Annotated in this window: 18 protein-coding genes; 2 read left to right on the plus strand and 16 right to left on the minus strand. The window is 58.8% G+C overall.

Annotated elements, in window-relative coordinates; all coding sequences use genetic code 11:
* Positions 1 to 418 precede the first annotated feature (418 nt).
* Positions 419 to 691 carry a hypothetical protein gene (locus A0U94_RS05235; protein WP_077802671.1) on the plus strand — a complete coding sequence of 91 codons (273 nt, stop codon included), beginning with the start codon at positions 419 to 421 and terminating at the stop codon, positions 689 to 691.
* On the opposite strand, the gene A0U94_RS05240 is transcribed toward A0U94_RS05235, so the two are convergent.
* The 14 genes from A0U94_RS05240 to A0U94_RS05305 all read right to left on the minus strand — a co-directional run bounded on the left by A0U94_RS05240 (position 679) and on the right by A0U94_RS05305 (position 16797).
* Positions 679 to 3105, minus strand: a complete 2427-nt coding sequence (locus A0U94_RS05240) for a lytic transglycosylase domain-containing protein (RefSeq protein WP_208611676.1) — start codon at positions 3103 to 3105, stop codon at positions 679 to 681. The genes A0U94_RS05235 and A0U94_RS05240 overlap by 13 nt on opposite strands.
* Positions 3092 to 4588, minus strand: a complete 1497-nt coding sequence (locus A0U94_RS05245; protein WP_077802673.1) for a hypothetical protein — start codon at positions 4586 to 4588, stop codon at positions 3092 to 3094. Before A0U94_RS05245 ends, A0U94_RS05240 begins: the two co-directional genes overlap by 14 nt.
* Positions 4588 to 5328, minus strand: coding sequence for a hypothetical protein (locus tag A0U94_RS05250; RefSeq protein ID WP_077802674.1), 741 nt, complete (start codon positions 5326 to 5328; stop codon positions 4588 to 4590). Before A0U94_RS05250 ends, A0U94_RS05245 begins: the two co-directional genes overlap by 1 nt.
* Positions 5325 to 5756 carry a hypothetical protein gene (locus tag A0U94_RS05255; RefSeq protein ID WP_077802675.1) on the minus strand — a complete coding sequence of 144 codons (432 nt, stop codon included), beginning with the start codon at positions 5754 to 5756 and terminating at the stop codon, positions 5325 to 5327. The genes A0U94_RS05250 and A0U94_RS05255 overlap by 4 nt, the downstream gene beginning before the upstream one ends.
* Positions 5753 to 6067, minus strand: a complete 315-nt coding sequence (locus A0U94_RS05260) for a hypothetical protein (protein WP_077802676.1) — start codon at positions 6065 to 6067, stop codon at positions 5753 to 5755. Before A0U94_RS05260 ends, A0U94_RS05255 begins: the two co-directional genes overlap by 4 nt.
* Positions 6067 to 6540, minus strand: coding sequence for a hypothetical protein (locus tag A0U94_RS05265; RefSeq protein WP_077802677.1), 474 nt, complete (start codon positions 6538 to 6540; stop codon positions 6067 to 6069). Before A0U94_RS05265 ends, A0U94_RS05260 begins: the two co-directional genes overlap by 1 nt.
* Positions 6537 to 7973, minus strand: a complete 1437-nt coding sequence (locus A0U94_RS05270) for a packaged DNA stabilization protein (RefSeq protein ID WP_077802678.1) — start codon at positions 7971 to 7973, stop codon at positions 6537 to 6539. The genes A0U94_RS05265 and A0U94_RS05270 overlap by 4 nt, the downstream gene beginning before the upstream one ends.
* 6 nt (positions 7974 to 7979) lie before the next feature.
* Positions 7980 to 9644: a glycosyl hydrolase family 28-related protein gene (locus A0U94_RS05275; protein ID WP_077802679.1), complete on the minus strand. Its 1665-nt coding sequence runs from the start codon at positions 9642 to 9644 to the stop codon at positions 7980 to 7982.
* On the minus strand, positions 9641 to 10495 hold the full coding sequence (locus tag A0U94_RS05280; RefSeq protein ID WP_077802680.1) for a hypothetical protein: 855 nt from the start codon (positions 10493 to 10495) through the stop codon (positions 9641 to 9643). Before A0U94_RS05280 ends, A0U94_RS05275 begins: the two co-directional genes overlap by 4 nt.
* A 174-nt stretch (positions 10496 to 10669) precedes the next feature.
* The gene (locus A0U94_RS05285) at positions 10670 to 11959 is read right to left on the minus strand and encodes a P22 phage major capsid protein family protein (protein ID WP_149026670.1); all 1290 of its coding nucleotides are present in this window, start codon (positions 11957 to 11959) and stop codon (positions 10670 to 10672) included.
* Positions 11960 to 12098: 139 nt separating this feature from the next.
* Positions 12099 to 12923, minus strand: a complete 825-nt coding sequence (locus A0U94_RS05290) for a hypothetical protein (RefSeq protein ID WP_077802682.1) — start codon at positions 12921 to 12923, stop codon at positions 12099 to 12101.
* Positions 12920 to 15139: a portal protein gene (locus A0U94_RS05295; protein ID WP_167369348.1), complete on the minus strand. Its 2220-nt coding sequence runs from the start codon at positions 15137 to 15139 to the stop codon at positions 12920 to 12922. Before A0U94_RS05295 ends, A0U94_RS05290 begins: the two co-directional genes overlap by 4 nt.
* 61 nt (positions 15140 to 15200) lie before the next feature.
* Positions 15201 to 16478 (minus strand): PBSX family phage terminase large subunit, encoded by a 1278-nt coding sequence (locus tag A0U94_RS05300; RefSeq protein ID WP_077802684.1) that lies wholly within the window; start codon positions 16476 to 16478, stop codon positions 15201 to 15203.
* A complete protein-coding gene (locus A0U94_RS05305) occupies positions 16471 to 16797 on the minus strand; it encodes a DUF5681 domain-containing protein (RefSeq protein WP_208611677.1) in 327 nt (108 codons plus the stop codon). Before A0U94_RS05305 ends, A0U94_RS05300 begins: the two co-directional genes overlap by 8 nt.
* Positions 16798 to 16889: 92 nt before the next feature.
* Here A0U94_RS05305 and A0U94_RS05310 point away from each other — a divergent pair, with 92 nt between their 5' ends.
* Entirely contained in the window at positions 16890 to 17651 is a 762-nt protein-coding gene (locus tag A0U94_RS05310) for a hypothetical protein (RefSeq protein WP_149026671.1), read from the plus strand.
* Between the two features lie 137 nt (positions 17652 to 17788).
* Here A0U94_RS05310 and A0U94_RS05315 read toward each other — a convergent pair whose 3' ends face one another.
* A complete protein-coding gene (locus tag A0U94_RS05315; RefSeq protein ID WP_077802686.1) occupies positions 17789 to 18034 on the minus strand; it encodes a hypothetical protein in 246 nt (81 codons plus the stop codon).
* Between the two features lie 61 nt (positions 18035 to 18095).
* Positions 18096 to 18407 carry a hypothetical protein gene (locus tag A0U94_RS05320; RefSeq protein WP_077802687.1) on the minus strand — a complete coding sequence of 104 codons (312 nt, stop codon included), beginning with the start codon at positions 18405 to 18407 and terminating at the stop codon, positions 18096 to 18098.
* Between the last annotated feature and the right edge of the window lie 207 nt (positions 18408 to 18614).

The following is an 18614-nucleotide window of genomic DNA, read 5'->3' on the forward strand; positions in this document are numbered from 1 at the left end:
TTGGGGATTCATTATGAAAAAGTGGATGGCAGCAGCGTTCACGTTGCTGATTACTGGCACTACCTCGGCTCAAGTATGCCCTTATGATAGTCGATGCCTAAATAATCCTTATGGTGCGGGAAGTAGATTTGCTCCAAACGGGGTCAACAATCCATACAGCTCGTCAGGAAGCCGTTTTAGCAATGAATCGGCGAATAATCCGTATGCAACAAACGCACCAAAACTATACGACCAAAATGGAAATTACAGGGGGCGCCTGAGCTCAAACCCAAACGATCCGGATTCTACAAGCAATCCGAATGGCAGATATGGTAGCAAGTTTTCTCCCGACAGCATTAATAATCCGTACGGAGCAGGGAGCAGGTTTGCACCGCCATTAACTGTTGTGCCTACTGCTCCAAACTGAGATAATCCGTGCATGATTTTCCTTTGGATTGTTATCGCTGCGGCTTGGTGTTTCTTCTGGGTGAAGGGGAGGCTTTGGGCGGCGCTTCCTGTTCCAGCCTTCTTTGCAGTGATGGTGCTTTCTTCACTCAATGAGCCGGGACCAATCACCAATCAGCCGGGATACGATTACACACTTGCCCTTGTGCTGATCGGCCTATCATTCGCCCCCTACGCTATCCGCCGATACCGCGAAGAGAAAGCGGACCGGCTTCTGAATGGTGTCCGGTTCAACTATCGCGACTGACCCAGCAGGTGATTGATAACGGCCTGATCCGTCTGCTCCATCTTGGTCAGGCGTCGATTGGCGAGGGCGTGACCGATCAGCGCATTGCCAGCATGAAGCGCCGCGCCTGTTGCGCCGCCCGTCATCAAGCCGCCCTCCTGCGCTCCGAGTAGGCCGCCGAGAGTGCTGGCCACTCCACCGAAATGGCCGCCCCGGATTTCCTTCTGGCGCTGCTGCATTGCGTTCTTGAACGTGTTTGACCCGTTGGACCGAGCAGCATCGCGCATCGTCCGTTCTGCCATCATGTCGCGGTAGACAGTCCGAAGGCGCGCTTCCTGCTCCGGCGTGACTGCGTCTGTCCCCTTGGTGGCGACCGAAACCTCATTCTTGTCGATCTGCTTGATCAGGTTCTTCAGCGCCGTGTAATTCACGCTCTCGCCTGTCGGGGCGTTCGTGGACGGCTGAGTCAGGCCGCGCGACTGGAGAAAGCGTAGACTGTCGATATTGCCGGATCGGTGGGAATAGCCCTCCAAGTAATCGTGGAAGCCGGGCGCGCCCTGGTCGATGTGGTTGGCGAGATCATCCATGAATGGCGTCAACCGTGAAGCCGCTGCACGCATATGGCTGCTTTCGCTGGCTGCGGCTTGCTGGAGACCGTAGCCAATCGCTTTCCGGACGTTCCATAGATCGGACGGGTTGGCCCAACGAACCGGATCTTTCGGGTCATTCCAGAGAGCATGGGTGGGAGACAGATTCTCTTTGGAGAACGTGACTTTCCCCAGCGCTTCTTTGGCCTTTACGATAGCCTGCTGAACCGGCGCGTTCCCCTTGTTCGCTGCAATATGACTATCCAGCGTTGCATGAAGCGCGCCTACGGGGATGGCTTGCTCATCTGCAAATGCCTTCTCCCTTTGACTTTCCTCGAACGCCTTCCGCTCGGCTTCGAGGCTATGGATCTGCTCAGGCGTACCGATCGTCTCGCGCAGGTGCTGCGTGTAGGCGTGGTCATTTGCGCTATCGAGTGTCCGAAAAGCATCCGGATAGAGGTCCCGCAGATTGTTCTCAAGGCCAGCCATCTTCGAATCCTGCGTTCGAACGGCTGAAGTCTGGAACACTCCTGGCGTCTGGGCCTGATAAAGGCGCGTGCCATCCTTGCTGGTGAACGCCTTCACGATCGCGTCCGCAGCCTTCTCCGGATCGCTGAATGCGCCGACCTTGGAGATGGCCTTGATCTGGGCTTTCTCTTCTGCCTTCTGAGCAGATGTGCTGATCGGGGCTGGCCCGGCCGCTGCGGCCGCTGCTTGCACATCCGGCGCTGCTTCCGAAGTGTTGCGCGCGGTCGCGCCTTCCGGGTCCAGGTAATCGACGGCGCGCCGCATGCCTGCCGAAAGCCGGTCTGTGACTGGTGACAGGACTTTCCCGCCAAGCTTCCCGGCCGCGCCAAGGCCCAGAGTTAGCGCCGCCGCATCTTTCCAGTCGCCTCCAGCAAGACCGGTCTGCGTTCCTGCTGCCAGTGCATTGTTCGCATACCGCATGGCGGCCGGCCCTTCACCGGTCAGGGCGTTGGCTGCAATGCGACCGGCCCGCGAGCCATCAAGCGCAGCAGCAGCAGGACGAACGATCCGACCACCCAGACCAGTTGCCAGTCCGGCGCCGAGCATCGTTCCCGCCGCGTCAGTGTAGCGCGCGCCATAGTCATCCTTACGCGATGCCTCGTCTTCATCCTCTTTCGAGGCGACCCAATCACCGGCCTTCTGAGCAGCTTTGGAAACCGGATTGTCCATGTGATGTCCGAGAGACGTGGCCCAGCTCACAAGGTGAGGGACGCCAACGCCAAATGTCCGGTCGATTTCCCGGCCTGCCGAGTTCACTGTGTCGTTGACGAGGGTCCATGCCTTTTCGGCGCGGGAGAGTTCGGGTTTTGACGCCGTGCTTTCGCCGTCCTCATGCCCGAACATGGCGTCAAAGGCTTGTCCTGAACTCGGCTTGACCGGTGCGGAAGAAGCGTCTCCAAGGCTGCTACCGAACGTCGAGGCAAAGGCGTCCGTGGCATCTGGCGCGTTCTGTTGCTTCTGGGGTGGCTGATAGTTGGCCGCGACTTTGCCGGGATATGCCATGGTTTCGGAGTTTCCCCATCTGGTGCGGTCAGTCCCGCCGTTGTAGGCCCGGAGCGCGTCCGGGAGATTACCGTATCGCTTCAGGTTCTCGTCCAGCAGACGGGCCGCGCCATAGATTGACTGGACCGGATCTGTCGGGTCGATGCCGAGGCTGCGGGCCGTTTCCGGCATGAACTGCATGTGGCCTATGGCACCAGCCCGCGACCGGGCTTTCGGGTCGTTCTTTGGATCCTCGACCTGATGCACAGCACGAAGGACGTTCGGGTCTACGTTCCAGTATTTCCCGGCATCCTCATAGGTCTGATCAACGCTCGCCACTTGGTACCAGCCCGGCAGCAGCCATCGCGTTGTAATTCTTCTTGAACTCTTCGATCTGGCCTGACTTCTTCATGCCCTGAAAGACCGTCTTGCGCTCGTCTGGCGTCATCCGAAGGAGCTGATAGGCGCGGGGGTCAAAGCTCTGGCTGAACTGCTGGTTCCACTGCTGGAACTGCGCAGGCTGCAATCCGGCCTTCTGCCAGGCTTGCGCCTTCGCGTTGATGGCGTCCTCATTGCCCATGAGTTGGTGGATCATCAGGCGGTTCGTGGAACCCTGAAGCGCACTGTTCGGGCTCGCATGCACGGCGGCCGCAAGTTTGCTGTCAGTGCCGGTCCCGAGGGCCTGAGACTGAGCGTTGGCGAGGTTCTGAGCCCACTTATTGAAGGACTGAGCGTTCTCAATCTCACCGCTTTTCCAATTGCCACCCGTCCAGTTGTCGAACACCGATGCGAAGTGACGAATGCGCTCACTGCCGGGGCCGGATGTGAACCCTTCCAGATCGGAAGACATATTGCCGAGTGCTGCCATCCGGTCGTTCCGGTTTGCAGACGCCTGCATGAGAGCGTTCGCCCCCTGCGCTCCAGCTTGTGCCGTTTCGGTCAGGGCCGCCGTCTGTCCTGCCGCAGGAGCCGACTGATACCCCGGATTTGCAGGCTGTTGCGTCGGATAGCGGCCCGATCCCATGACCTCAGGCGGAACGGTCGGTCGCCCTTGCGCTCCACCGACCACCTGATCACGGCGGACGTAGCTGTGGGAGCCGTCAGGGTTGATGACGTCCATGGGAGAAGAATTTGTCTCGGGCGAGATTTGCCGCTGCACCCCCGCGGCAGGCGTAAACGCGCCGCCATCCATGCTAGACGCCTGCGTTCCGGTCTGGATCGTCTGGCCGTCATCTACGCTTGTGGGCGTGCCGAACACACGACCTGAAGCCTCTTGCCCCATATGGGCTGTGAATGCTGCCTTGAGAGCTTCTTGGCGCTGTTCGGTTGTTGGGAGTGCAAGAACCTGATTGGTGATGGTATTGATCTGGTCCGATGCAGCAGGCGTCAGGCGCTTCATGAAAGCTGCATAGCCACGCACGTTGGCATTGGAAGGGTCATTGACCAGGCGACCCATCCCATTGGCCGCTGCTTCTGAAGCATGATTTTGAAAAGCCAGTTGCTCATCTTGATTGAGCACGTCTTCTTGCCGAGACGCATTCTGCTCGCGCATGGCCTGCGCAGCGCCATAGGCAGCTTTCGGGTCACGAGCCATGGTAGCGCGGGCTTTGGCATAATCAGTGTGTCCAGCGCCATCGGTAGCTCCGAGCAGAGCGTTACCACCAGCCATCCGCGCATCATACTCCGCTTGCTGGATCTTGTTTCCGAGCAGCGCGTTTCGAATGCCGATGGCGCGTGAAAGCTGTTCAGATGGGTCAGCAGGCTGAACCGTACCTTGCCCGATGCCAAGAAGTGCGTTGGCGCCTGTATCGAACCCCGCCATCAGCTTGCGCCTCCGTTGAGGAGATTTTTATAGGTCAGATAATTACTGCCATAACTGGATGCTTGGTTGCCTAGGCTGGTCAATCCGTTGGTCAGGCTATTCGCCATAGATGCCGTGCCTGCCATATTTGCGCCGACGCCCGCGAGCGCGGCCTGAGCGGAAAGGCTAGCGGTATTCGTGGCATTGCCGGCGCTGGCCGAAGAGGCATTTGCGCCGTAGCCGAGGAGCGCGTTCTGGCGATTGAACGTGTTTGTCAGGTTGCCCTGAGCCGCATTGTTGGCGGAAAGCTGGTCATTGAACTGATTCTGATAGGTGCTGTCAGCAAGACCAGACGCATAGGTGGCAGCGCCTTTCAGGGCCGCGCCACTGTTCGCCAGACCACGCGCAGCCGCGCTGTTTGTCGCGGCCTGCTCGCCTTGAGACAGGTTCCATTGATAGCCGGGTGTCTGCTCAAGCGTCGTCTGGTTCAGTGCGTTGGTCGCATTGTTGATATAGCTGTCATCGGTCGAATTGTACGCGCCATTGTCGTACATGCTTCCGATCAGCTTATTGCCGACTGAGACATAGGGGTTCAGATAATTCTGAGCCGCCGTCCCAGAAGCAGAGATGGCTTGCGCCTGCCCGGACCCAGTTTTGGCCGCCTTGTCCATGGCGGTTTTTTCAAGCGCCATCTGCGCCGCTGTCGTGGCGGCAGTCGTCGCGGCCTGCGTGGCCTGTCCAACGCCAAACGTATCGCTCACTTCGGGCGCTCCATTTTGTATGTGACATGATGACGCACAATCCCATCAGGGCAGGGCGCGTCGATTTCGCCCCAGCGGATGAAGCCGAGGGCGTGCATTGTGAAACGGGCTGCCTTCCTGCTGTCAGGGATCGCGGCAATCATCAGATCAGACGGCTGCGTCTCCCACCACCAGTCCCGGATCTTTCGCATCGCTGCGATGGCTTCTTTCCCCCGTGTTTCAGGGATCACAGCCTGATGGCACTCGTGCACCCGGCACCGAACCACCCTGAAGCCGACAACGATGCCTGGAAGCGATACCACCAGCCGGTCCTGCACATCCACGATACGCGCCTCTTCGCCGTAGACGCCCGGATGGGTGATTACGGCATTGATGGCGTCAATGTCGTTGATGCGAGCACCGGGAATGTCGGGGGCGGTGAAAATCACAGCTGGTTCCCGTCCACCACGAAGATGAGGCCTGCGCCAGAGGCAAGGAGTTGATCGCCAGCGTTCAGAACGCGGCCGTTCAATTCCGGCAGGAGGTCAGTTCCGCTCGCCTGAATGGTTCGGGACGGGACGAGATCAGCCGGCGATCCGCCCGAGCGCTGGATCTGGATCGTGATGGACACGGCATTGCTGGTCGGATTGGCGACAACGCCATTTCCGATCACAGTGGTTCCAGCCTGCGCGGTCAGCACAGAGGCAGCGGCATCGGTGAGAGTGACGCCTGATACAAGATTTTTTGCGACGACGGCCATTAGCGGTTCGTGATCGTTCGGATCACGCTCTGGTCAAAGAGTTGTGCCGCCTGTCCTCTAGGGGACGCCGTAAGCGCGAGGATAGCTGAATTCTGCGCCTCTTCCAATGCTTTTCTGGCTTCTGGACCAGTGCCAGCCGTGGAGATCAGGGCGAGCGCCTTCTGGGCTGCGGCCATGGCTTCCCGCGCCTGGGCAGCAAGAGCGCGGGCCTCAGTCATCGTCTGCTGTGCCAGAGCGAGGGCTTCCTGCGCCTCACGCAGCGCACGGACGGCCCTGGCATCCGCCCCTTGAGACGCGACAGTCGCCACTTCGGACTGCTGTGCGGTAGAGGCCGCGTCCACACCAATGGCACTCCCCGTCCGGATAAACTGCCGGTCAACGAAGACCTTGGCCAGCGGCGTCAGCGTTCCATCGCTGTTGCACCATTTGCCGGTGAAGGGTGGCGATTGAATGGCATTCGGTAGGTTGCTCATGATGCGACGGTGTCCGCATCAATGAAGCCACCCATCAGCGGAAACGTCCCCCCATTCCAGGTGAGGCGATAAACCCGATCCCGCGCCATGCCGAGCCGCCAGAGCGTCGGCCAGACATTCCCGGACGTGCCGAGGGTAAGCTGTTGCGACGCTCCGAACGTCGCCCCCCGATCATCGGACCAGTCCACATTCACGACAGTGCCGCTGCCGTTCTCCATGTCGAGCGTCAGTTTGCGGTGGATCATGCGCCTGCTGTCGCCGATCATGTGAGGGAAGGCACGCTGTCGCTTGATGGGTGTCCCATTTTCGGTTCCGACACTCAGCGAGACCTCATAGATTGTCCCGCTTTCGTAGTCCCCGCAGAAGACACGCCCATAAGCACAGGCCCAGGCGTTGGCCCTGATCCGGGTTTCGTTCCCGCTGGCGTCAAGGCCCATGCGCTCGTGCCACAGTCCAGAGGAGAGGTCATAGACCCAGGTCGCACCGGTCTTTGGGAATGTCAGGACGTAAAAGACATGCCCGTCCTGCTGGTAGAGATTGCCGATTGCGTCGGCGCAATCAGGGTATCCCTGCAAGGCGTTTTCAATGGCGAAGGTGCTGACAGGAGAGGCCTCAGTCCCTTGTCCGAGGAACACGCGCGGGAGGCCCGTCTTGTCCTTGCCCAGCCACAGAACCACACTGGCGTTCGCACTCAGGGAATACGGCGCAATGCACCCCGCCTGAATGGACAGGGACGGGATACGCGCAAAGGGGAAATCGGCCGCTCCGGACGTGTACCAAAGCTCCGTCTCCTGCGAGCCAAAGAGCCATATCGTCTGCCCCACCACGCTGACCCCGGTGATCGTGTCGGGGTATGATGTCTTGCTCGCAACATACAGGCTGTCGAACGGGGTTGTGCTTTCGTCGCTGAACTGCGCTGCGCTCACATACCAGTTCGTCGTGTCGGGGTTCGTGTAGAGGAAGAACGTATCGAGAATAGCGATCGTGCGTGACCCGTAAAAAGCACTGTCGGAAATCTGGGTCACCGCTCCGTAAGGGCCGCCTTGCGGCTTGGCGGGAAGGGAGCAGTACCAGCCACTGTTGAGGAAGCCGTCCACGATGAACAGCGCAGTGCCGTTGTCCTGCATGCGGACCTGCTGCGTCCCGCCCCGGATCTGTCCGATCCGTGTGGTGCTGCCATCGGCTGCGATGACATAGACGCCATCATTCACAACCGCGATCAGGTCGCCTTGCGAGGACTGGTAAAGGCAGCGCACCGCCCCGGCCTGAGGCGTGGCGAGCGCTGTGCAGCCGGGGGCAGGGAAATGAGCATACTGAACCGGCTCCTGTTCCTGCTGCGGCAGCGGCTCAGGATACAGGTTCAGGCATCGCTGTGCCGCGACGGCAGCGGACCGCAACTGATACGATCCGCCAGTGAGGTTGAAACGGGGCATGACCTCTTACCCGTTGTTCGAGATCATGTTGGTGGTGTTCCCAGAGTTGTCCGTGATGCCCACAGCCCCAGCCGTCGTCGGGCCCGCGCAGGCATTCGTCACATTGTCATGAACGTGGAAGTTGGTGACACCAGCGCCCAGCCAGACGCCCCCCTGGTAGAGGCCGACCGGCTGCTGACCAGACGCCACGCACAGGATGTTGTCGTGGATCAGCCCCTGCGTTGGGGTCGTTGTGCTTCCCGTTGCGCTGATTTCGATATTGGGCGCGCCGACAGACTTGTTGGTATCGGACAGGTTTGAACTGAAGAACTGCGCCCCCTCAATCACGACCTGCGAGATGCCGACATACATGACTGAGCCGCCAGAATTGCCGAAGCGTCCGCCGTGGAAACGCACGGCCTGCGCATATGATCCTGTCGCCGTACTGCTCCAGTTCCCACCGTAGTTGTTGGACCAGATGTTAACGACATGCGTGCTCGACGTGCCCCGTCCGAGGTAGTAGCCGCCGAAAAACTCCCAGTCCTGAATGTCGGAAGCGTTGATGCAGGTCGTGCAGTCTTCAGCTTCGAAATCCCAGAAGCGGGCGAAAGCTGGGCAGGCTTCCCCGTTGTTGCGTGCTGTCGTGTCGCAGTAGGCGTTGATGCCGAACGCCGCGCTCTCGCAGACGGCATTGTTCACGTCGAGAGACTGGGCAAGTCCATGGTAGGCGAAGCAGGTCGAGGTATAGCCGGGAAGGCTGTTCATCACCACACGGCTGACACGCAGGAGATCGGCGCGCGTGTTGCAAGAGGCGAGATTCCCCGAGCATGGGCCGCCAGCGAATTCAATGCCAGTCCCGGAAAATCCGAACAGGTCAAGGTCGGTGATGGAGTTGCCGCCGCCGCCATACTGCCGATAGAAATTCGTGATGTTGCGACCGACGATATCTTCCACGGTCGAGTGCTGGAGCCAGGAGTAATCAATCACTGTGGCGCTCGTAGACATGGCCGCACCGTCGATGCCCATATGCCTGATATGGATGCCTCCGCCATAGTCTGCCGTCACCATGCCGACCGCGAATGCTGACGTGTTATCCGGCGTCGTCAGATGAATGACCGTTCCACGGTAATCCAGTGAGCCAGAATTGACGTTGCCGTTATTCGCGCCCTCCAGCGTCACGCCATTGCAGGGGAATTTGACGGCGGAAATATTGTACACGCCCGGGGGAAGATAGACCTTGCCGCCCGATCCCCAAGGGGCAGAACCACCGGGAGGCGCACAGACGGCATAGATGGCATTCTTCAGCGCACTCGTGGCATCATGCGACCCGTCTCCGGCGATGGGGTCAAAGTCCAGAACCGACACCTGATCCATCAGGCGCGCCTCAAGAGAGCGCTCGGTCGCCTGCGCCCAGGACGGGGAATACTTGATGGCCGTCGAGACAATGCACTGAGGCGTCGTCAGACAGGCAATCGCGCTGTTGATCGTGGCCCAGGTGGTGCCGCCCCATGTCGAGGCATTGTCGATCACAGCACCGTTCAGCGTGCCATGATTCACGTCTGCTTTCGTTTGGAACGCAGCGTTCAGCCCGGTAGGGCCCGCAAGCGTGACGCGCCGATCCATCTGCGGGACAGACTGCGCGTGGGCGAGAAAAGGCACTCCCAGCAGGAGCGCCAGAAGGAGCTTTTTCATAGTTTCTGGATCTCCAGACCGGGCCAGTAGAAAGGATTGCTGATGGGGCTCAGGATCGCGGGCATCCCAAGGGTCGGGGCGCGAAAATTGGCTGTACGGATTGTATTCAAAGCCGCACGCGCGAACGTTGCCACAGTAGGAGAGGCTTCCTGCCCATATGACGGCGCCAGCCGCGCAGCGAGACACCACATCACGGCATCCCAATACTCGGGTGGTAGGTTCAGAGGCGTGTCAGCCTTGAGATTGCTCTGAAGGGGCTGAGCTACGAGAAGATGTAACTGCCACGTGTTCCCGCCTGCCGGGATCGGCCATGGCCTGAACTCACCCAGAGGGAAGGCCGGATTGTAGAAGTAGCAGCTTGGCCATGTTTTCAGTCCCTTGAAACCGAGGGCGGCGTAGTCCTGGTAAGACGGGATTTCGGTGAGAGGATAATCAATGGGATTGGCGGATGAGAGCCCATCATCGTCATCTGCGAAATCGGCCGGATCAAAATCGTTCGAAGAGAAATCCCCCTCGACCGCAGCCCCTCCGTTGAGCAGGAGGCGGGCATAGGCTCCCATCACCTGAGCAGGGCGAACGGGCATGTCGATATCCCCACCGGGCCCGACATAGTAAACGGACTGCCCGGTCGCCATGCAGAACATGTCAGTGAGGTTCGGGACCAGCCATTCCCGGCGCTGCCATTGGGCAAGCATCATGTTCAGGTGCATGACGCCCGATGCAAGCCCTTGAGGATCGGCGTTCTGCCCCCCAACACCCACACCGAGCTGCTCAAGAGCCATTCCGATCAAATCAGAGGCGAGATATCCAGTATTGGCAGCTGGCGTCCCGCCATTATTGGTTTCGGACATTAGGTGTGCGCCCCTTGCGCCTCATGACAGGCTTGGGCGGCGCGCCCCGGCCCGAAGGCTCAGGACGGCCAGACATGCGGGCTCTCACCCGCTCTTCCTCTGCCTCATCCCGAACAGTCACGGTCTCGTAGCCGTTCGGGTGGTAGAGGCATCGTGGATACCGCTTCGCCTGCATCAGCCGGCGTCGATGATATCCGGCACGATGCACATCCATTCGGGGCGCAACACGCCGATGCCGAACAGCACGTCGAGGCGGGTGCCAAGCGTGTCATCCGTGCCGTTGTAGTAGGTCAGGGTACGCATGGAGATGCCGTCGAGGTTCGCCATACCGCAATCCACGACGCCCTTGTTGACCTCCATCAGATCAACGGTGACGAGCGTCATGGCCTTCTTGTTGAACAGAAGGTTGCGGCGGATCGTCTCGCCCTGTTTGCCAACGAGGGCAATCTTGGCGTCAGCAACAGGCATGGCGTCCACGGTCTGATACTGGTTTTGCGTCCCGTCCGCAGCCGGTCCGACAACGGCAGGAGAGACCACGATGGACGTGGCGCCCGAGGCAACGGGCTGGGTGACCACGAACTGCATCGGCGTGCCGTAGGACTGCTTGGTCACGCGGTTGACCTGATTGACGCCTGCAATGGTGATGACGTCACCGACATTGAGGGTGCCATTCAGGGCAGAGGTCGCAATGACCGAGTTCTGCGGATATGCCGTGGAACTGATCTGGCCCGGGATCGCGTTGCCCGAATTGCTGATCGTCGTGACCGTTCCGGTAGCCGTGGCGGCGCTGTCATAAGAGCCGGTCGTGGTCACCAGACAGGTCTGATCATTGATCCATTCGCGGACGCCGAGCAGGGGCGCTTCCATCGCGCCCGTCTTGGTCTGCTGACCAATCTGCGCGGACGGATTGAACAGCCCCATCAGGCCGGCCACGGTATTGGCATCCGTATCCGGATCGAGAACCGCGAACCGGTCAGCAGTCGGGGCATGCTGCTTCGTCAGCTTGGCCTTGGCACGCAGCCAGGTCGCGGAATCCGGCGCGATCGTGTTGCCGTTCGCGTCCGTGTTGCGCACCATGTTCGCGGCGCCAAGAGCCAGCGTCATGGCGATATTGGCAACGGAGCCGGTCAGGTTGTTGACGGACGGCTCGATATAGCGACCGCTGAAGTCGTCCACATTCAGGGTACGTTCCTGCGTGTCGAAGCCCAGAGAGACGTGCTTGCGATAAGCCACCGTCAGAGGCACGGAGCGTTCTGCAATGGACTGCGGGCTGACGACAGGGCCGTCACCGACAACCGGGTCATTCGGAAGGCGCACGTTGACGGAAGCGCCGATCTTCGCACCGGACTTGCCGAAGTAGCTGTCATAGGAACGGTCAACGTTCTTGATGAAGCCGTTAGTGTCACGAAACAGCGGCAGCGCGCGCTTCGTGATGATCATGTCGTTAATCAGTTGGTTGGCCACGGGTTCGGCTCACAATACCTGGCGCTCATGCGCCTATCGTGCCGCTCTCGCCAAAGGCAGAACGTGTGCCGGTTAGGGAACCGGAAACAGCCGGGTTAGAGCCCCCGTGGCTTTTGCGGAGAGACTGCTCCGCGACAGGTCAGGACCGAACGCCAGCCTTCCAGAGGCGGTCAAATTCGGCGGGGGAAACGTTCGGATCGTAGATCGACTTCTTCCCCGTTGCAGCCGCACCAGATGGAGCCGAGACGGGAGGCGGGGTCTTCGAGACTGCCGGAGCGGCTGGCGTCTGTGCCTGCGCGGCCGGAACTTTCTGACCTACCTTCGCCGCGAACTGCGTCAGAAGCGCATATTGCCGACGCGGTGAAGCGTCGAGAATGGTTCCTGCCGTATCCGGGTCGTGAGCGAGAGCATAATACACGTCACCGCTGTTCGGCAACTCCGATATGTCAGCAATGAGTTCGCGGTGTGACTTGTTACCGAAATCAAGGCCAGCACGCTCGGACAGGAGCTGCGTTGCCTGACCAACTGCATCCGCGCCGTGCACACCCGAGAGGGCCTTGGCGATCACTTCGGTCTGTGATGCGAACTTCTGAGCAGACTGCTCTTCTGCTGCCCGCTGCTCGTAGCGCTGGCGCTCCTGCTGCCGGATCTGGTCCGGCGTGAGGTTCTCTTCCTGCTGGTTTTCCCCACGAGAGGCGGCCAACGCGCGGGCATATTGGTCGGCCTCCTCGCGCGCCGCTTGAGCTTGACGTTCTGCCTCGCGGCGCTCGAACGTCATCTTGTCGATCTTGCGCTGCATCCACGCCGGGATGGGCTTTTTGTCATCCTGCTGCTGGGAGGAGGGCTGTTCCTGCTCGCCAGCGGGGGCTTCACTGCTCGGCGTTTCGAGGGTGCCAGCGTTCTCGTTGATCTCAGCCGGGACTTCGTTCGGAATGCCGCCGGCGGCTTCGATGGTTTCGCTCATGCCTCAACGGCTCCTGTCACTGGATTGGCAGCATGGATCTCGCCGCCCGGGGGATTGGAAGAAGGAAGACGCGGGAGCGGGCCGGGTGGGCCGTCCTGCACGGCAGGCGTTGCCCCACTTGAGGGAGGGGCTCCATTCTGCATCGCCTCGGCGACAAGCTGGTGGACCAGCACGCGCAACGCATTCGGATCGGTCGAGCCAATCGCGGCCATACGGTCCGTCTCTGCCTTGTACTGGTTCGTGTCCGCAGCCATCGCGTCTTTGACAACGGCATGCTGCTGGTCGGCCTGCTTATCCTTGAGCTGCTGCATAACCTGCTGAAGCTGCGCCTGCAGTTGCTGGATGGTCTGCTGGGCCTGTCCGAGACGGGGATCATCAGACGCGGGCTTGAGGCGGTCGGCAATCTCGTCAGCAAGCGGGAAATCAGCACTCTGGAACACAAGATCTCCGATCTGTCCCATGAGAGCCGGGGCCGCCTGAATGACCTGCGTCAGAGCGTTGAACGCATCCTGTTTCCGGGTCGCAAAAGCGGGCCCAACATCAGCCTCAACATCGAAGCGGCCGATGGTCGGGTTGATCGCAAGGATTGCCCCCTCGATCTGGCGCTGCTTCTCAAGCGAAACACCCTGAGGTGGCTGCTGCGGCTGTCCATCGGGCCCGGGTGGAAGAGCCACCTGTGCCGACGTCTGCATGCTCGGATCAACGACGACGCCCGTCTGCGCGCCGTCCATCCCAAGCGACTGCACGGCCCTCTGCGTATCATAGACGCGGGGGATGGCATCAATCAGCAGGCGCCCGAGATATCGGAGCGCCATGCCCTGATTGTCGGTGTAATGATAGTTCGCCGTGTCGGACTGCCGCTGGCGCTGCTGGATCGCAATGCCAGACTTTTCGTTACCTGGCGCGCCCATCTCGGCCTGATACTGTCCGGTGACCATCTGCATCCACTGATCGGCGGACTGCATGCCCTGCATGTGGCCAGTCGATCCGGATGGCGGTTCGATGCGTGTCGGGATGGGAATGGGCTGCCCGTCCTCTGAGAGGGCGTTGTAAGGCAGTACAGCAGCGTTGCTGGTGTTGGCCTGCGACCACTCGTTTGTGTAGCCCTCGATGGCCTCAGCGGAGGCAAGCCAGGGCGCCTTCGTTTGAAGCGCCACGCTCTCGACGTAGGCGCTGGCCGTGTAGTTGAACATGCGCTGCGGGTCGATCAGGGCGCGGACGAGGCCTGCATAATCGGCATCATTGCCATCCGTCGCCCGGGTCTCGATGCCGACCACGGGGATCAGGGGAATGAGCGAAAACACCGTCTCGCCCTGAGCCACCACAGCATTGCCCGCGATGACGTACTTATCGACCATGTGCGACGTCACGGGGCGGGAGGGTGCCTTGTTCTCACGGCACACAGCGACAAGCGCCTCAGGCATCGCAGACTGGCGCATCATGCCGCCCGGAAAATTCAGTTCCGGCATCGGCGGCACTGACCAGAGCGTGTCCTTCTTCTCGCTGCGGCGGTAATACGTCGCCACGCGAACCGTGTTGTCGCTGACCCAGTCGCTGTCTGATTGCAGACCAGAGAGCGGATCGCGCGCCACGTCTTCATGGCCGGGATAGAGCTTGTCGAATTCGCTCCGGTCCATTTCCTCCACGATCATCGCCCAGTTCTGGTCCGAGTGATCGGGCTCCCGGGCAGACGGATCGAAATAGACGGACAGACCGTTCGGAACAGACTTGATGAAGAAGTCCTGATCGAACGTGTCCACGCCCGGCACGTAATCCGTCACGACATGGAACCAGCCCAGACCGGTACGAACCTGCCCCTGAATGGCACAGGCATAGGCGTTTTGCTGAGCGTTCGACTGATACTCGATATGGCGGATAATGCCTTCAATGGCATCCGCAGCCTCAGCCATGGAGCCGAAGCCGGTCGCGTTGACCTTTACGCCCATTTGCGACTGCCGCGCTTCGTTCTCCACCTGGAAGACGTGCTGCGCGGTTTTGTTGATCGTCAGGCAGGGGCGAGGGGAGCCGCCGAACGTTCCAGCACGCGCCTGATAGACTGCATCATCCCACTGCGCGTGATTGTAGGCGTCAGCGTGGAAAAACCGCAGATCATCGCGCGCCCGACCGCGCCACTGGCTCGTATGTCCAGACGCCTCTTCGTAGCGTTTCTGGACCTCGGAAATGATGTCGGCATTGTCGGAAACGCTCTCGCTCATGAGGTATTGAAATACCACACGAGATTCCATCAGTACAAGCGAAATTGAAAGGCTTGTCCGATTACATGCCCATCCATCCAGAGGGAGAACCTGTCAGAGAGACGCGCGGGCGCTTGGCACTCTCAGCCTTCGGTCTCGGGTCATTGATCGCCACTGCCAGCATCCGGAATGCATCCGCGCCATGTGAGGCATCATCGTGCAGCGGCTTTTTGCTGAACTGTCCGGTCTGCTGGTCCACGTCATATCGGTAACGTCGCAGCGCGTTCATGCCGTCTGCCGTCGCCTGCTCATCAAACCATACGCGAGGGAACAGGGCACGGGCGGCGCTGATCCCGGCCATGATCGGCAACTGAGGCAGAACCGAGATTGGCATGGAGCGGGCGCGAAGCTGAGCCGCGATGGTTTTGCCTGCGGCCGATAGCTGGCCCTGATTGGCGTCGTGCGGCAGGAAATGGCGCTCATACCGATAGCCGCGCCGCTCAAGCACGCCAACGTAATGGTCAAGGCCTTCCATCCGGTTCTGGTAGAAGTCGATCACACGGATATCGAAGCCGATCTTCTGCCAGAACCAGATGCTGGTCATATCAGACCAGCCCAGATCCCAGGCAGTAAAGACAGGGGCAGACGGATCATATTCCACGCGGCAGATGCGCTGCTCGTCCGTGGCCTGTCGAATCTCGCTCGCATAGATCGCACCCTCAAGAACCTGCTTGGGGTTGCCCTGCCAGACGTTCAGCCATGCGTCGTAATCCGTGGCCTTGAGCTGCTCCATTTCTTCGCGCAGCACAGTAGGGAAGAATGGGTTCTGATCCCAATTCACCTTCCGAACAATCGCATTGCGCGGCGGGTTCAGAACGAACCGGCGATAGACCTCATCCTCGGCAAGCTCTGGGTTGAAGCCAAGCCAGATCTCAGAGCCTTCCTTTCGGATCGTCGGGATCAGAATATCGAGGCTGCCCTTGGTGATCGTCTGCGCTTCCTCGATCCAGCAACGGTCGATGCCCTCGATCGACTTGATCGACGCGATGTTGTGCCGCAGACCCGCAAAGATGAACTCCGTCCCATTGCGACCGATGATTGTGGTGTTCTGGACCGTGTAGAAACTGGCCAGGGCGGGATTACGCGCAATATGATCTGCCAGCAGCGAGTGAACGGAATCAGCAATGGATTTCTGAAATTCACGCGCGCATAGAACGCGGATCGGCTTCTCCGCACCCTGGATCAGCAGAGCAAGCGCCATTCCCCATGATTTTCCCGACCCTCGGCCACCATACGCGACCTTGTAGCGTGCAGGCTCGAACAGGAAGGCGAGGCTCTCAGGAAACTGGACCTCACTCACTCGGTCGAACCACGGTCACGACAAGGCCGAGCGGGGCGCCATCCTGTCCGCTGATCTCGACAGTCTCTTTCGCTTTACCCCAGGCACGATCGAGCAGAGCATTGGCGGCAGACACACGCGCGCTTTCAGGAGAGGATGGACTGCCAGCAATTTCCGCAAGCGCTGTAATGGCTGTGACCGTGTGCGAGCGGGCGAGGGCGATCACCTCGCGAATGTCTTTCGGAAGGCCCGAAGGATTGCCGCTTTGGCCTTTCTGAAACGGCCGACCAACAGGCATTTTCTTCCGCTGCTTACCGCTGTTGGCAGGGGGTTCTTTCATAAGCCCAACCTATCATTAGGCCCCACTCAGTACAAGCAAAACCGGTAACAGGATACCACAATCCTGCGTTTAATCCGTGCTATTTATCGAGCATGACCACTTTTATAGTCGATTTAAATTCTGGCATAGTTGCGACAGACTCTAGACATTCAGATAAACGTTCGGATGAATTGATATTCTCTGTAGACTCAGATGACGACAAAATAATAATTTTTAAAGACCATGCCTTTATCTTGGCTGGCAGCGGCAGGACATCTTCTGGGTGGAAAGAATGGTTAAGTAGTCATGATAAAGGACTACCGCCATTTCCACCTATGAAGGATGGAAAACCATATGCTGTATTCTGTGCCGTTAACATGAAAACTCGGAAAATTGCTCTTCTGTTCGGCAATGACGCAGCATGGATTTACGATGAGCAAGCGCAAATACTAGTAGCCGGAACCGGGCGATTAGCTGCTAAGCGCAAATGGGATGAAACACACAATGCGTTCGAAGCACTGGAAGAAGCAAAAAACCAGGACGCAAGAACGGGCGGGAAAACAAAATACGTCAACATCGACACTGGTGAAAATAATTTATCAGGGAATTGGCGGCCTTCATATGCTTTCAAAAAGCTCGTCCGTGAAAATGGAATCGTAATGTACGATTTGCAAGGGTCAAAAGAGTATACAATAAATAAGGAACTTCATAATTATTCACAAATTTTGGCCATTTTGTCGGAATATGAAGCACAGGCAATAGTTGAAGAGAAGAAATCCAGTCGTTTTTTTTATAAAAAAGAAATATGGCTTGAACCATATAAGACCGAAGTCACAGAAGCCTTAAAAAAAATATGTCCCGAGAGATTTTCATGACCATAAGACAAACAAAATCAGGCTGACCCTACGACTGTTGCAAGTGCGGGAAGGGCGCTTCATTCATCATTGAGCGCCCGAACGGGGATCTGCGCTACTGCTACGAGTGCTGTCTGGCTAAGCCTAAATCAACATCATCACTCAGGAACGGCGCCCGTATAAAATTCGGTAAGGATTAAATCTTCGCGATTGCCCTCAAACACTTCTTCATCATCAAACTCAATTAGCACAGGTGTATTTGGGCTTGAATTACAGGAAGATATGCATTTTCCGTCTTCTCCAGAATGACTGAGGAACGTTTTAGGTTCGTCAATTACAGTTACTTTGTCGCCAGGAAGCAGCGTGCTTTCGCTATCCAGTTTTTTCCCGATCTCTCTTGCCATTGCAGTCTTTTCCTTTCGTTCAAAGGCTGCACGTTACGCTTCCTTCCAGACTAATACATCCTCAAAACTCCACCGGCTGGCGCTCCATCTCCGCAAGCCGCCGCCTGAGATCGACGTTTTCAGCCTGAATGCGCTCCAGCTCTTCGGCCGGGACCATTCGAATTACTTCACCAAAATCTGGATGCGTGGGAAACGCTTTACGGATGTCGAATGACTCCAACTGCGCACAAATTCTCACTTTCCCATTCTGGGGTTTGGCCTCGGCATCTTTGCGTGCAGCGCGCTCTTTCAGCGCCCACTTGTGCTGCGCGTGGGCTTCGCGCTCCCACCGCCGCACTTCCGCCCAAGGGTTCAGGTACCAGGGAAGGGTCATAGGTTCACCACTATGCATGCAACCGAAACCGCAGCGGAGGCCGCATTACTAGCCGCGATAGCAGCGTCGCTTGCCGCCTGAGCAGCGGTAACAGTGGATAGTAAATCTTCACTTCCGCTACATTCGGGGCAGGTGCAAGGTCCGGAATATTTCCCCAAACCAAGCGCTCTATTTACGCTATCAATAGCACGCTTAAAGAATTTCATC

The sequence above is a fragment of the Gluconobacter albidus genome (genome assembly GCF_002005485.1).
GTDB classification, from domain to species: domain Bacteria; phylum Pseudomonadota; class Alphaproteobacteria; order Acetobacterales; family Acetobacteraceae; genus Gluconobacter; species Gluconobacter albidus.